The following is a 13,300-nucleotide window of genomic DNA, read 5'->3' as shown; positions in this document are numbered from 1 at the left end:
GGCAGGGGTAAAACCGGCTAGGGACATCGTACCCCGCAGGGCAGTAGCTTTTTCAGTCTAGCTCCTCAATCTTGGGGTTGAGGCCAAGGGGTATGTAAACTAGTGTTGTAGGACTACTCTTTAGGCGTCCTGCAGGAGGGGGTATGCAAACAACTCACCACTACACTCAGGAGTATATCAATCACCTCACCCCCCAGGAGGTGGCTGCCTTGGCACGACGGCTTGAGGAGGATGATTACGATACACCCTTTGCCGCCCTTGAAGACTGGCATCTGCTGCGCTCCATTGCCTTTCAGCGGCCAGAGCTGGTAGAGCCTTATATGTATCTTCTGGATTTAGAAGCCTTTGACGAGTCCTAGGGCAGTTCCCCATTTATTAGTGGGGGTGGGAGGTGGCATTGCTGCCTATAAAATCTGTGATGTGATCTCCACGCAAGTAAAGGCGGGGTGGCAAGTGTCTGCCATCCTTTCAGAGACTGCCTCGCAGTTCATTACGCCGTTGACCCTTTCGACCCTGTGCCGGCGATCGGTACTCACAGATGCGGATTTTTGGCATCCCCAAGCGCCGCGACCGCTACACATTGAACTGGCAGAAAAGGCAACGCTGATGTTGATTGCTCCCCTCACGGCCAATACGTTGGCAAAGCTGGTGCTGGGTTTGGCGGATAACCTACTGACCAGTACGGTGCTGGCCTCCCAAATACCCATCTTGGTGGCACCGGCCATGAACACGACCATGTGGGAGCAACCGACGGTACAAGCCCATTGGCAACAACTGCAACAACAGCCCCGTTATCATTGCTTACCCCCGGCCTATGGCCGCTTGGCCTGTGACAGCGTCGGTGTGGGGCGGATGGCGGAGACGCAGGAAATCATTGCCTATTTGGACTCCTTGGCTTATACCCACGGCAAACGGGACTTGGCGGGGAAACATCTGCTGATTACTGCCGGTGGCACCCGCGAGTATTGGGATACAGTGCGCTTCATTGGTAATCCGGCAACGGGGAAAATGGGGATCGCTCTGGCAAGGGCAGCAATGCATCGCGGCGCGACGGTAACCTTGATTCATGGGGCGATCGCCGAGCCGATCCCAGCCCAGGTACGCGCTATTGAAGCAATCAGTAGCGAAGCAATGTGCAAAGCTGTCCTTGAGGTGTGGCCAGAGGCCGATTGGCTGGTGATGGCTGCCGCCGTTGGCGATGTCCGTCCGGCCCAACAGTGGTCGGGAAAGCTCCCGAAATCGGAGTTGCCTACCGCCTTACCCCTGAGTCCGGTGCCCGATATTTTGCAAGCGGTGGCTCAGATGCGCCAACCCCACCAACGTCTGATTGGTTTTGCTGCCCAAACGGGGGATATTGTAACGCCCGCCCGCGAAAAGCTAGAACGCAAGGGCTTGGATTTGATAGTTGCCAATGCGGTGGATCAAGCCGATGGTGGCTTTGGCAGTAGCGAAAACGCAGCGGTGGTTCTGGATCGGCAGGGGCGATCGCGCGATCTTGCCAAGGTACCAAAGTTAATTCTGGCCCACCAAATTTTTGACGTTGCTCAAGAATGGCTGCCATGAGTGATGGCCTCACGGTTGTCCCCTTGCCGCTCCAAATGCAGCGGGCGATCGCTGCCGCTGAAACCCTCGACTCCCTCGCCACAGTGGTACAGGAGCTTGTGGAAAATGCGCTTGATGCCGGGGCGAGTCGCATTCACCTCCACTGGCGCCCTTCAGCATGGCATCTTGAGGTCACAGACAATGGCGAAGGGATTCGCTGGGCAGATCTCACCCAAGTGGCTCTCCCCTACACCAGCAGCAAGTTGCCCCCCAGCGGGGAATTGGCGGACATCACAACCTTGGGATTTCGCGGTCAAGCCCTCCGCAGTTTGGCGCAAATGGCACAGTTAACGATTTGCAGTCGCCATCGCGAGGCGGAGACCGGTTGGCAAGTGAGTTATGATGCCCAGGGTCAAGTGCGCAGCCAGCGTCCTCTGGGAATGGCCGTGGGGACTCGCGTGATTGTCGAGCAACTTTTTCAGGACTGGCCGCAACGTCAGCAGGGAGCAAATCCGAAACAGGTTCAGCGGCGCCTTCAGGAAATTGCCCTGTGTTTTCCCCAAGTGGCTTGGCATCTCCTTAAGGATGGCAAGCGCTGGCACCACTGGCCGGCAGTGGCGTCTTTGGGCGATCGCCTGCTGCAACTCATCCCACAACTCCATCCCCAAGATCTGCGCCAAATGAGCGATGCCCAAATTGAACTAGTCTTGGCGCCGCCGGATCGCCACCATCGTCCCCGCCCCGATGGCTTAGGGGTGGCTGTCAATGGCCGTTGGGTGGAACTGCACAGTGATCCCTCGTGGCAGCAGGTGATTCTTGAGGCCTTTGGTTGCGGCCTACCTCGGCAGCGCTTTCCCCTGTGTATTGCCCATCTTCATTTGCCCCCGGCGGCGATTGATTGGTCAGCAGAACCCCAAAAGCGCACGATCTATCTACGGGAACCAGAGCAATGGCAAGCCCTCTTGGTAGAACGCATTGGCCAACTCCTTGCCTGCCCCTCAATCCCCCTGAGTGATGCCAGCAGCTATCAGGTGCTCAAGGCGGCTGAACCACCAAACCGCTATCGGACGCTGTTATCGCCCAATTCAGCTCAAGTTTCCTTGCCAAGCCTGAAAGTGGTTGGCCAATTGCACAACATGTACATTATTGTTGAGCACGCCGAAGGCATCTGGTTGATTGAGCAGCACATTGCCCATGAACGCGTGCTGTACGAGCAAATTGAAACAGATTGGCAGACCGTGGAGCTAGAGCAGCCGGTGTTGGTGGACTCCCTCACGGAAACGCAAGTGCAACGCCTTCAAGACTGGGGGTTAGCGATCGCCCCCTTTGGGGTACAGCTTTGGGCAGTGCGCCGTGTTCCTGCTCTCTTGCGCGATCGCCCAGATGTCGTGGCGGCTCTCATTGAACTCAGCCAAGTGGCGGATCTGACCGCTGCTAAGGTGGCCGTTGCCTGTCGCAGTGCCATTCGTAACGGCACGCCCCTCACCCTTGCGGAAATGCAAACCCTTGTGGATCAGTGGTACCGCTGCCGTCAACCCCACACCTGCCCCCATGGTCGCCCCATCTGTCTGCAACTGCAAGAATCTAGCCTTGCCCGTTTTTTCCGTCGTCACTGGGTGGTGGGCAAAAGTCATGGCCTTTAGATTGGCAATCTTGCAGAGGGGTGAAACTGTGGAGATCTGCCCCTTGGCGCAGACACTGTCGCAGGTGCATCAGCAGCCGTCCCAAATAGTTACAGCCTTGGCGATCGCCCCCACAACCCCAATAGCGATCTACGGGCGAATCCTCCACCAATTCTTCATCCCCAGTGGCCAAGAGCAGTTCCCGCAGGTCGGGATGGGTGGTAAATTTCGCAACAAGGGCACGCCACATCACTGCCTGTTTCAGTTGATCCCACTGAGGATGCACGGGGTAACGACCACTGCGACCGAGTTGGGCAGCCGCTTCAGGAGTTGGGGCGATGCGAATGGCATGACCAAAGGCCTCATGGGCAGTGCCAAAGAATTTATGGGCTTGGTAGTAGTGCTCCGCTGTTGGCCAGTAATAGCCCTCGAGGGTAAACCCGTGGGGAGAGAAATTGGAAAAACTGCCGTAGGCATCCTTGACGCGATAAAAGTAGATGGTCATTGCCAACCGCGTTCCTACACCCCTTGATCACCTAAGCATTGATGAGGACTGAGATCATCATGCCCCAAATACAGCCCTTTTCGCAGAGACAGAAGCGGGTTAGGGGAGCCAATTCTTGCTAAGATCAGCCTCATGGGTATCTTAAGACCTAATTTTGTTTTGGGGTTTGCTATGAAACGTTTTTGGGCGATGGTTTGCGCACTTTTCCTGAGTGTGTCACTGCTCCTGACCAGTTGTGCCAATGTGCCTACTGGGCTAACGGGAAATTTCCGTGAAGATACCCTTGCGCTGATCAGTAGCCTGCGCGAAGCGATCGCCCTACCGGATAATGACCCCAACAAGAAGGCCGCCCAAGCAGAGGCTCGCAAAAAACTCAATGACTTCTTTGCCCTCTATCGTCGCGATGACTCCCTGCGATCGCTCTCTTCCTTTATGACGATGCAAACTGCCCTTAACTCCCTCGCGGGTCACTACAGTTCCTATCCCAATCGTCCCCTCCCGGAGAAGCTGAAAGCCCGCCTCGAACAAGAGTTTAAGCAAGTTGAACTCGCCCTTGATCGCGAAGCCAAGTCCTAGTCCCAATGGGGGATAAGCCCTATACTAAAATTCCTATTGCAGAGTGTGGGGAACCCCTAGCGCCTATTCCACCTACCTTTCTGCGGCTGCAACCCCATCCCTATCAAAGCCGAGGTGCCCCCTATGGCAAAGCCTCTCCCTTTTGGTTGCGGGTGGGGGTCATTGCTGCCCTTGAGCGCGCCCAAGCGTTCCTAGAACCTTACGGCTGGCAACTGGCGATTTTTGATGCCTACCGGCCAATTGCGGTACAGCAGTTCATGGTGGCGCATACCTTTGCTACCCTCTGTCAAGAACGGGGGTATGATGCGCAGCAACTTGAGCCAGCGATCGCCCGCGAGATTTGGCAACAGGTTGATCAATTTTGGGCGGTGCCCAGTTCAGACCCTCAGCAACCACCCCCCCACAGTACTGGTGCCGCTGTTGATCTCACCCTCGCTGACCCCGCAGGCCATCCCTTGGAGATGGGGGGTGTCATTGATGAAGTTTCTGAACGTTCCTTTCCCGATTTTTACGATCGCCATCCTGAGCAGGCTAATGCCGCCTGCTTTAGCCAACGCCGCAAAATTCTCTACCAAGCAATGCGCTATGCCGGTTTTCAGCGCCATCCCAATGAGTGGTGGCACTTTTCCCTTGGGGATCAGTTGTGGGCTTGGCAAACGCAGCAACAGACTGGCCAGCGGGACATCCTCGCTCGCTATGGCCGCGTGGATCTTTGAGTCTGGGCAATGCCTTAGAGCTTGTTGAGATTCAACCCCGCTTCTTTGGCAAATGCACTCAGGCCTTTGCGCTCAAGGGTTTTAATGGCTTTGGTAGAGAGGCGCAGCCGCACCCAACGGTTGCCTTCTGGCCACCATACCCGTTTCCATTGCAAATTCACTTCTTGCAGTTTTTTCGTCCGCCGGTGGGAGTGGGAAATGGCATAGGCGTTATTGGCTTTTTTTCCAGTTAGTTGACAAACACGGCTCATTGGTTTTCTCCCCAGCAAGGCAGATGGTGCAAAATAATCAGGATTTCTAGCCTAGCATATTCAATGGTGCAGGGCACTGCCTATTTGAAGGTCTCCTTAAGAACAGTCCGTGCGGCTAAGTGATTGCGGGTGGTGGTTAAAATTTCTGCTTCCCGCAGCAGGCGATCGTAGGTGGATTGTAGCTCTAGAAGACGTTGCTGCTCCTGAGCGACACCGCGAAAATTACTGGCAATCCAATAGGACAATTCAAGGGCAGCCGTGGGCACATCGGGGGGCAGCTCCATGGGTTGTTCCGTCAGTTTTGCTGAGAGGCGCACCACATCCTCAAGAAGTTGCCGCACTTCCTTGGCCAAGGGGCGCAGATCAATGCTGGTGGGTTCATCCTCAATCCACTCCACCAGTCCAACGCGGTAGGGTTTTTCGCGCACGTAGTCCAAGATGCGAAACCGCTGCTGACCCAAGGAATCAATGAGCATGCGATCATCGGGAAGCCGTTCGTAGCGACGCACTTCCGCACAACAGCCCACCGTGGCTGGCCGTCCCGTTTGTGGATCCCACATCACGATGCCAAAGCGGCGATCGCTCTCAAGAATCGTATTCATCATGATGCGGTAGCGAAATTCAAAAATGTGGAGTGGCAGTGGTCGCCCCGGAAAGAGCACAACATCCGGCAAGGGAAAAATGGGGAGTTCGCGAACGGCAATGGACGAAAAAGCCATAATGACAGCGCACAGAAGCCAATGCTTCTATCGTACCGTACTTTGCAGGCTTCCTAGGATGCGGAACCGGGGACTTGAACCCCGAAGTCCTTGCGGACACTAGAACCTGAATCTAGCGCGTCTACCAATTCCGCCAGTTCCGCTCGTGATAGATTTGGTCAGCGATCTTTTATTATCTTGGGTTTGGTGGAGTTCTGTCAACTCATTATTTCATCTTGCCTCGGAAGGTGAGCACAAAGGGCTGACCATCCAATTGACCATTGCCCGCCAAGTTGAGAATGGACTGCTGACCGCCATAACGGAGATTGAGGGTGCCATTGGCATCGGCCATACCAGAACTAGTCAAGCGAATCCGCAGATTGTAGGCATCCTGCTGAATGACGTTGCCAGAAAAGCCAATATAGTTGCCATCCGCCAGTTGCATATTGATATCCGCCACCTTTTGTGGATCAATGGCAATGCTCATAAACGTTACTTTTTGATTCGGGCGGCCACTGATGCGAAATAGACCCTCGCCCATATCAGCATAGAAGGTGGTGCCTGCGGGTTGGGCTTGCTGAGCGACCATTGCGGGCACTTGGGGGGCGATCGCGTAGGTGTGCGCCCCAGCGCTGAGGGCAAGCAGCGTTGCTGCAATAATGCTGTTGCTCACGGGAAGTTCCTATAGGTTCATGCCTATCATGACGCTCAAAAAGCGTGAGTGGCACCCAAACAGCTGCATCCTGCAATAAGACTTCATATTGTTCAGCTCGGATCGGTTCGCTCGATTTATAGCCGCTCAAGGGGTGTCAGCCGGGGATCCACCACCTTTTGCCCGCGACGTGGGAAACGAATCGCCAAGGAGAGCTTCGGGCCAGTGTCAAAGACATGGGTAATTTCCCCTTCGCCATAGACAGGATGGAGAATGCGATCGCCCACCCGCCAACCAGAGGCAGCAGCCTTGCTCAACCGTGCGGGGGATAGCTTCGTGACAGCAGCCATTTTGGGTCGTCGTTGAACATTCCCTGTCAGCAGTTCTGGGGGTAGCTCTGTCAAAAATTGCGAAGGAATCGTATCTTCACTGCCACCGTAGCGGCGACGGCTTTGGGCAAAGGTGAGAAAGAGTTGTTCTTGGGCACGGGTGATGCCGACATAGCAAAGGCGGCGTTCTTCTTCAAGGGCCATGGGGTCGTTGAGACTGCGGAAGTTGGGAAAGAGTCCCTGCTCCATGCCCACCAAAAAGACAACGGGAAATTCTAGCCCCTTAGCGGCATGCAAGGTCATCAGGGAAACGCCGCCCTCTCCCTCCTGCAAGGTATCCAAATCCGAGGCAAGGGCAGAACTGTTGAGAAAATCGCTGAGGCTTGCCCCCTCGTTTTCTTCGCTAAATTGCTGGGCAGCGTTAACCAATTCCATTAGGTTTTGCAGTCGCTCTAGGCTTTCGTCAGTGCCTTCGTTTTCAAGTTCACGGCGGTAGCCTGTCTCTTCAATCACGGTTTTCACCAGTTCAGGCAGTTCAATATCGTCCACTAGCGATCGCAGGCGGGTCATGAGGGTCACAAACTGCTGCACGGCACGACTGGCTCGCCCGGCTAAGGGCGTCATGGATTCGGTATCGGCAATTAAATCCCACAGGGAAATGCCAAGGGTTTGCGCGGCGTCACTGAGGCGATCCAAACTGGTTTTGCCAATGCCGCGTCGTGGCACGTTAATAATTCGCCGCAGACTCACGGTGTCTTGAGGGTTTTGCAGCAGCCGCAAATAAGCGAGAACATCCTTGACTTCCTTGCGCTCATAGAATTTGAGACCACCAACCACAGTGTAGGGAATGTTGGCGCGAACTAAGGCCTCCTCAAAGGGGCGCGATTGGGCGTTGGTGCGGTAGAGAATGGCAAACCGTCCCCATTGGGGTTCGAGGGATTGACTGCCCAAGGCTTTGATGGTTCGGGCAACAAAATAGGCTTCATCGGTTTCAGTGTGGCAACACTCGCAGTGAATGGGAGCGCCTTCTCCTTTGGTGGGACGCAGCACTTTATCAATGCGTTCGTTGTTGTGCGCAATGAGATGATTGGCGGCCTGCAAAATGTTGGCAACGGAGCGATAGTTTTCCTCTAGCTTGATCATTGTGCGGCTATCGTCATCGGGCAGGCGATCGCCAAAATCCTGTTGGAAGTTCATCAGGATAGTGAAATCAGCGCAGCGAAAGGAGTAAATGGACTGATCCACATCGCCGACGACAAAAATCGAGCGATCGCCCCAATTCTGAAACTGTTGCGGTGGCGTACCATTGGTGGCCAGTAGCCGAATGAGATCGTATTGGGTGCGGTTGGTGTCTTGGTACTCATCCACCAAAATATGTTGGAATTGCTGATGCCAATACTCAAGGCGCTCAGGGTGCTGTTGTAGCAGCTGCACCGTTCGCAAAATCAAATCATCAAAGTCAAGGGCGTTATTCTGGGCAAGGGTTGCCTCATAGCGACGATAAACCTCTGCGGCCACCCGGCCAGCGGGCGATCGCTGTTCCTGCTCCAATTGATCGGGGCTTAGCCCTCGGTTTTTGGCATGGCTAATTTTGTAGCGGATACCGCGCGGATCATGCTGGCGCTCATCGAGATTGAGTTCCGCAGTGGCAATTTCCTTAATCAGACTTTGCACATCTGACTCATCAAAAATGGTGAAATGCCGCGTCCAGCGATACCCTTGGGGATGTTGATAGGCCTCTATTTCCAAGCGCAGGAGTCGGGCACACAGGCTGTGGAACGTGCCAATCCAAAGGGGCTTCGTGTACGTTTGATAGACTCGCGATCGCACCCGCTGTTGTTCGAGGGGAGAGAGATCCAGCCAGTCCCGCCCGTAGAGTTGCTGAGCCACCTCTTGACCAAAGAGAGCTTCAAGCCGCTCCTTCATTTCGCGGGCGGCCTTATTTGTAAACGTCACCGCCAAGATATTTTCTGGTGCCACCTGATGCTGGCGAATCAAATGGGCAATGCGATAGGTGAGCGTGCGAGTTTTCCCGGAACCGGCGCCTGCCACCACCAACATCGGACCACAATAGTGCTCCACCGCCTGCCGTTGTGATGGATTCAGTCCTGCGAGAAAATCCCTACTCATTTGCTGCTACGCCCATTCGCCTAAAGTTTTATGATACCTGCTATGACCAGCCAACGGGTTGGCACCCCCATCCGCCAGTACTGCGGGCATCACGGCATCAGACGGCGATGGGTTGACACAAATTGATATTAAAATTGATATTAAAGGGGATTTTGGATTATGAGTTGAGTAATTCCCGATGAGTTTTTACAAACAGCGCACATCACTGAAGCTGATCTCAAACTCGAAATTGCCATTCTACTATTCCAGTAGGAAAAAATTACTCTGGGCACGGCCCGCCAGCTCTTCTTCTTGATGAGTCAAGATAACACAATCACTGCGGGGGTAGGCAACGCAGGTTAAGACGAATCCTGCATCAATACTCAAAGAATCAGGGGAAGTTTCTGGCGATCGCGCCCCTGTTGTTCGAGGCAGCGGTTAATGCCCGTCACCGCCTCGTTGTACATGGCAATCTTGGCCTCTAGTTCCTTCAGTTTGGCGGCATTGTGCTCAATGCTTTCAGCCGCTTCTTTTTCTAGGGTTTTGCCGAGGTGCTCCCGTGCCTGTTGCTGTTGCTGGAGAATCTCTTGGCTATGTTGCTTGGCGGCAGTGAGGAGAGGCTCTGTAATCGCGGTGGCGATCGCGGCTCGATAGGTCACTTCAATGGTTTTCTTGATCTTGTGGACAAAGTCCATTTTCAGGAGTTCCCGCAGTTCCGTTTCCGCCTCAAACATACTCGAAGCATCAAAGGTATTGCAGGCTTTGCGCAGCACCTCCCGCAGTTTCATCACCCCTTGGGTATCATGATAGAAATCCTCGCGCTCCCGCACATAGCGATCGCACTCAATGCGTGCCACCGTCGTAATACTAGTCAGTACCTCCTCCTCCAGCTTGGCCAACATTTGATCAATGCCGCTGTCATTCCCCAGTAGGCGAAAGAGTTCGCGATAGTAGGGCTGCTGGTAAATCTCCCGCCTCAACTGCTTAAAGAGATTTTTGATCACCTCTTGGGAAGACTCGACGAGGGTTTTCTTGAGACCATTGGCCAAGTAATAGAAGGCCTCCGCCAAAATCCCCATGACGGGAACAACGGAGTTGGTGGGATGACTATCAAGGGCCTGTTGATAAATAGTAGCCACGGAGAACTGGCGCAGGAGTTGCTCGAGGGAAGTGACAAGGTTGTTTTTCAGCCGTTTATAGTCCTGCTCTGCCTCTGGAGACTGGCCGCCCTTGATACGATTGAGAAACTGATCAATATGCCGATAAAACTCATCCCCGGCGATTTTCAGTTCTTGGCTAAGATCCAACTGTAGAGGAGTTCGCGCTCCAATAGTGCATTGATCAGCATTGATTTGCCAGCACTAAAAGGCCCCGCAAAGACAATTTCAAATGTCGGCGAAACCGCCTTGCGCAGGGAAGTTTGAACTGGCGTAATATCAAAGGAGCGCAGCTTGGGTTCCGCATTCAACAGCTCAAGGAGGCGATCGCAATCCGCTTGCAAATTGGGGCAGGTGTTGAGGAGGTCGCTCATAGCAAAGAAGCACAAACTATTGTCAGCAACAGCCTAACATAGCTCTCCTAGCCTCCCCTAGGTGGTGGATGTTAATTTTTTTTGCGATTTTGCTCCCCTCTAAACCCGAGAACCCCTCAGGTTACAATGAGAATCCATCTTACCCATCACACTCTATGGACAGCGTCCACTGGCAGCAGGTTCACCACTACACTGACATCCTCTACCACAAAACGACGGGCATTGCCAAAATTACGATTAACCGTCCCCACAAGCGCAATGCCTTTCGTCCCCAAACTATTGTGGAAATGAGTCAGGCCTTTGAGGATGCCCGCAACGATCCCACGATTGGCGTTGTCTTGCTCACCGGGGCAGGCCCCCACACCGATGGTAAGTATGCCTTTTGTGCGGGTGGTGACCAGAGTATTCGGGCTGAGGCAGGCTATCTGGATGATCAGGGGGTAGCACGGCTGAATGTGCTGGATCTGCAACGGCAAATTCGCTCCCTGCCAAAGGTGGTGATTGCCCTTGTGGCCGGCTATGCCATTGGCGGTGGCCATGTGCTGCACTTGGTCTGTGACCTCACCATTGCTGCTGAGAATGCCATTTTTGGTCAAACGGGGCCACGGGTGGGTAGTTTTGATGCGGGGTTTGGTGCCAGTTATCTTGCCCGCATTGTCGGCCAGAAAAAAGCCCGTGAAATTTGGTTTCTCTGTCGACAATATACAGCTCAGGAAGCCTTAGCGATGGGTCTAGTCAATGCTGTTGTCCCCGTTGAGGAGCTGGAGGCTGAGGGGATCCGCTGGGCGCAAGAGATTCTCACCAAAAGTCCCTTGGCCATTCGCTGCTTGAAGGCGGCCTTTAATGCCGATTGTGATGGTCAAGCCGGCCTACAGGAATTAGCCGGCAATGCAACCTTGCTGTACTACCTCACTGAAGAGAGTGCCGAGGGCAAAAACGCCTTTTTGGAAAAACGTCCCCCCAACTTTCAGCAGTTCCCTTGGCGCCCCTAAGGGATGCGCTAGAGTAGGAGCATGTGGCATTGGGAGAGTTCCATGTGTATCTGTGTTAACTGCGCCCTTGTGGATCGCTGTACCACATACTATGCCGTTGAGGAGCAGCACCAACAGCCCCATCTGACCCTCACGCCAGACTTTGACCCAATTGAGCCGACGATCAATATCAACATCCGTACCCAAGGGGAAGAGATTCTATTGGAGTGGGATGTGGTTGGTTGTGCCAGTTTCGTCGAAGAACAGGGACGGTGGGCAAAACTGCGTCCGGGAGAATTGATTCCCACCTAAATCTGATGGTTAGCCGGCGATCGCGGCAAATCGCGGCAATTTGATGTTCTCTTCTAGCGGCACTCATGGGACAAAGCCGGCTAAGACAACAGCTTGATCTATTTCTGCACGCACCACAGGTAGAAATCAGCCTGTTGGTTTTGATCCTCATATGGGTACTTTTAGTGGTGGTCGATCTTTTCTGGGTACAGCCCGGCCACCCTAATTTTTTTCTGATCTTGGCGGATTTGCCCCTACGGCTGTGCTTTGTTGTTGAGTTATGCCTACGCCTTGCGATCGCCCGCAAAAAGCAACGATTTTTCCGCCACTACTGGCTTGATCTAGTCGCGATTTTACCGATGCCGCCCCAGTGGACACTGTTTCGGTTGCTGCCGCTGCTGCGTCTGCCCCGTGCCTCGATTTTGATCAATCGCAACCTACACTACATTTCTCCCCAGATTTCTGGTCTCTACGGTGCCCAAATTTCAGCACTGTTAATCATTGTGTTGATCATGCTCTTTGGGGGACTGGCTTTTTATATTATCGAAGGAACCTCAAACCCAGACATCGAGACCCTTGGGGATGCCCTGTGGTACAGCTTCTTTTCCTTAGTGTCCGCCGAACCCATTGGTGCCTATCCCAAAACCCATGCCGGGCGGATCATTACCCTAGTGGTGGTTTTGTCGGGGCTGACCTTGTTTGCAGTGTTTACAGGGGTGGTGTCTGCCTTCATGGTGCAGCGGTTGCAATCAGTCATGAGCATTAAGAACTTTGACTTGGATGAGTTGCGCAACCACATTATTCTCTGTGGCTGGAATCGCAGTGCCCCTCTAGTGTTGCAGGAGTTGCAAACCGATCCCCAAACCCGCCATGCACCGATTGTCATTGTTGCTGAACTTGAACAGTTGCCCTTGAGTGAGTTGCGGAGAGTAGATCAAAATCGCCTCTACTTTTATTCGGGAGACTATACCCGCATTGACGTTTTAGAGAAGGTGCAGATTTACCACGCCTCCCGTGCCATTCTCTTGGCGGATACCAGCCAGCCCCGCAGTGATCAAGACCGCGATGCCCGAACGGTTCTCGCTGCACTGACCATGGAAAAACTCAATCCAACGATTTACACCTGTGCCCAGCTTTTGGATCGCAATAATAATGTGCAACTTCAGGCGGCAGGGGTGGAAGATGTGGTGGTGGCTGATGAAATGGCGGGTCATCTCATTGGCAATGCGGTGCGCAATCAAGGGGCGATGGATGTCTTTGCCGAACTCCTAACGGTACAGGTGGGCAATCAATTTTATCGGCTGCCTTTGCCGTCAACGCTGGCAGGCAAAACCTTTTGGTATGCGCAACGACACCTCAAGGAGCAGTACGATGCCCTCTTAGTCGCTGTGGAACGTCGCATTGAGGGGCGTCGCCAGACGGAGATTAACCCACCAATGGACTATGAGCTGCAAGGGGGGGACTATGTGGTTGTGATTGCGCGGCAGTATCCACAGTGGGGATAGGG

At 53.9% G+C, this 13,300-nt stretch carries 15 protein-coding genes and 1 tRNA gene; 8 read left to right on the top strand and 8 right to left on the bottom strand.

The genetic code is table 11. The features are described 5' to 3' along the window. Nucleotides 1–143 precede the first annotated feature (143 nt). The 3 genes from RHJ31_RS05425 to mutL are packed head-to-tail and all read left to right on the top strand — an operon-like array spanning nt 144 to nt 3,185. Nucleotides 144–359, top strand: a complete 216-nt coding sequence (locus RHJ31_RS05425) for a DUF2555 domain-containing protein (protein ID WP_302677636.1) — start codon at nt 144–146, stop codon at nt 357–359. Then, nucleotides 346–1,563, top strand: coding sequence for a bifunctional phosphopantothenoylcysteine decarboxylase/phosphopantothenate--cysteine ligase CoaBC (gene coaBC, locus RHJ31_RS05420; protein ID WP_302677635.1), 1,218 nt, complete (start codon nt 346–348; stop codon nt 1,561–1,563). Before RHJ31_RS05425 ends, coaBC begins: the two co-directional genes overlap by 14 nt. After that, complete coding sequence (mutL, locus tag RHJ31_RS05415) at nt 1,560–3,185, top strand: DNA mismatch repair endonuclease MutL (protein ID WP_302677633.1); 1,626 nt, start codon at nt 1,560–1,562, stop codon at nt 3,183–3,185. The genes coaBC and mutL overlap by 4 nt, the downstream gene beginning before the upstream one ends. Here mutL and RHJ31_RS05410 read toward each other — a convergent pair. Further along, complete coding sequence (locus RHJ31_RS05410) at nt 3,127–3,669, bottom strand: NADAR family protein (RefSeq protein ID WP_302677632.1); 543 nt, start codon at nt 3,667–3,669, stop codon at nt 3,127–3,129. The two genes, mutL and RHJ31_RS05410, sit on opposite strands and share 59 nt — an antisense overlap. A gap of 171 nt (nt 3,670–3,840) precedes the next feature. Between RHJ31_RS05410 and psb27 the strand changes: the two genes are divergently transcribed. Next, entirely contained in the window at nt 3,841–4,245 is a 405-nt protein-coding gene (gene psb27 / locus RHJ31_RS05405) for a photosystem II protein Psb27 (protein WP_206200110.1), read from the top strand. A 5-nt stretch (nt 4,246–4,250) separates the two neighbouring features. Then, nucleotides 4,251–4,961, top strand: a complete 711-nt coding sequence (locus tag RHJ31_RS05400) for a M15 family metallopeptidase (RefSeq protein WP_302677631.1) — start codon at nt 4,251–4,253, stop codon at nt 4,959–4,961. Nucleotides 4,962–4,975: 14 nt separating this feature from the next. Here RHJ31_RS05400 and rpmB read toward each other — a convergent pair whose 3' ends face one another. The 7 genes from rpmB to RHJ31_RS05365 form a co-directional block, all read right to left on the bottom strand. Beyond that, nucleotides 4,976–5,212 (bottom strand): 50S ribosomal protein L28, encoded by a 237-nt coding sequence (gene rpmB / locus RHJ31_RS05395; RefSeq protein ID WP_149819231.1) that lies wholly within the window; start codon nt 5,210–5,212, stop codon nt 4,976–4,978. An 80-nt stretch (nt 5,213–5,292) separates the two neighbouring features. Beyond that, on the bottom strand, nt 5,293–5,931 hold the full coding sequence (locus RHJ31_RS05390) for an LON peptidase substrate-binding domain-containing protein (protein WP_149819234.1): 639 nt from the start codon (nt 5,929–5,931) through the stop codon (nt 5,293–5,295). A gap of 59 nt (nt 5,932–5,990) precedes the next feature. Further along, a tRNA-Leu gene (locus RHJ31_RS05385) sits at nt 5,991–6,074 on the bottom strand. Nucleotides 6,075–6,136: 62 nt separating this feature from the next. Continuing rightward, complete coding sequence (locus RHJ31_RS05380; RefSeq protein WP_302677629.1) at nt 6,137–6,583, bottom strand: hypothetical protein; 447 nt, start codon at nt 6,581–6,583, stop codon at nt 6,137–6,139. Nucleotides 6,584–6,699: 116 nt separating this feature from the next. Beyond that, nucleotides 6,700–9,021 carry a DNA helicase PcrA gene (gene pcrA / locus RHJ31_RS05375; protein ID WP_302677628.1) on the bottom strand — a complete coding sequence of 774 codons (2,322 nt, stop codon included), beginning with the start codon at nt 9,019–9,021 and terminating at the stop codon, nt 6,700–6,702. Nucleotides 9,022–9,383: 362 nt separating this feature from the next. Beyond that, entirely contained in the window at nt 9,384–10,307 is a 924-nt protein-coding gene (locus tag RHJ31_RS05370; protein WP_206200114.1) for a hypothetical protein, read from the bottom strand. After that, nucleotides 10,286–10,531 carry a hypothetical protein gene (locus tag RHJ31_RS05365; RefSeq protein WP_302677627.1) on the bottom strand — a complete coding sequence of 82 codons (246 nt, stop codon included), beginning with the start codon at nt 10,529–10,531 and terminating at the stop codon, nt 10,286–10,288. The genes RHJ31_RS05370 and RHJ31_RS05365 overlap by 22 nt, the downstream gene beginning before the upstream one ends. A gap of 155 nt (nt 10,532–10,686) precedes the next feature. Here RHJ31_RS05365 and menB point away from each other — a divergent pair, with 155 nt between their 5' ends. From menB to RHJ31_RS05350, 3 genes are all read left to right on the top strand, one after another. Continuing rightward, nucleotides 10,687–11,523 (top strand): 1,4-dihydroxy-2-naphthoyl-CoA synthase, encoded by an 837-nt coding sequence (menB, locus tag RHJ31_RS05360; RefSeq protein WP_302677626.1) that lies wholly within the window; start codon nt 10,687–10,689, stop codon nt 11,521–11,523. Between the two features lie 42 nt (nt 11,524–11,565). Beyond that, complete coding sequence (locus tag RHJ31_RS05355) at nt 11,566–11,814, top strand: Ycf34 family protein (RefSeq protein WP_149819240.1); 249 nt, start codon at nt 11,566–11,568, stop codon at nt 11,812–11,814. Between the two features lie 164 nt (nt 11,815–11,978). Next, complete coding sequence (locus RHJ31_RS05350) at nt 11,979–13,298, top strand: TrkA family potassium uptake protein (protein WP_302677625.1); 1,320 nt, start codon at nt 11,979–11,981, stop codon at nt 13,296–13,298. Nucleotides 13,299–13,300 lie beyond the last annotated feature (2 nt).

Origin of the sequence: Thermosynechococcus sp. JY1331 (assembly GCF_031583475.1) — a bacterium.
In the GTDB taxonomy this organism is placed as follows: domain Bacteria; phylum Cyanobacteriota; class Cyanobacteriia; order Thermosynechococcales; family Thermosynechococcaceae; genus Thermosynechococcus.
The sequence above is the reverse complement of the archived record's forward strand: the minus strand, read 5'-3'. Positions and strand labels throughout refer to the sequence as shown.

What these genes read in the sequence shown, in the direction of transcription:
- psb27 (WP_206200110.1), top strand. Translation starts at nt 3,841, where the DNA reads ATGAAACGTTTTTGGGCGATGGTTTGCGCACTTTTCCTGAGTGTGTCA.
- RHJ31_RS05410 (WP_302677632.1), bottom strand. Translation starts at nt 3,669, where the DNA reads ATGACCATCTACTTTTATCGCGTCAAGGATGCCTACGGCAGTTTTTCC.
- RHJ31_RS05425 (WP_302677636.1), top strand. Translation starts at nt 144, where the DNA reads ATGCAAACAACTCACCACTACACTCAGGAGTATATCAATCACCTCACC.
- RHJ31_RS05400 (WP_302677631.1), top strand. Translation starts at nt 4,251, where the DNA reads ATGGGGGATAAGCCCTATACTAAAATTCCTATTGCAGAGTGTGGGGAA.
- pcrA (WP_302677628.1), bottom strand. Translation starts at nt 9,021, where the DNA reads ATGAGTAGGGATTTTCTCGCAGGACTGAATCCATCACAACGGCAGGCG.
- RHJ31_RS05365 (WP_302677627.1), bottom strand. Translation starts at nt 10,531, where the DNA reads ATGAGCGACCTCCTCAACACCTGCCCCAATTTGCAAGCGGATTGCGAT.
- RHJ31_RS05390 (WP_149819234.1), bottom strand. Translation starts at nt 5,931, where the DNA reads ATGGCTTTTTCGTCCATTGCCGTTCGCGAACTCCCCATTTTTCCCTTG.
- RHJ31_RS05355 (WP_149819240.1), top strand. Translation starts at nt 11,566, where the DNA reads ATGTGTATCTGTGTTAACTGCGCCCTTGTGGATCGCTGTACCACATAC.
- rpmB (WP_149819231.1), bottom strand. Translation starts at nt 5,212, where the DNA reads ATGAGCCGTGTTTGTCAACTAACTGGAAAAAAAGCCAATAACGCCTAT.
- mutL (WP_302677633.1), top strand. Translation starts at nt 1,560, where the DNA reads ATGAGTGATGGCCTCACGGTTGTCCCCTTGCCGCTCCAAATGCAGCGG.
- menB (WP_302677626.1), top strand. Translation starts at nt 10,687, where the DNA reads ATGGACAGCGTCCACTGGCAGCAGGTTCACCACTACACTGACATCCTC.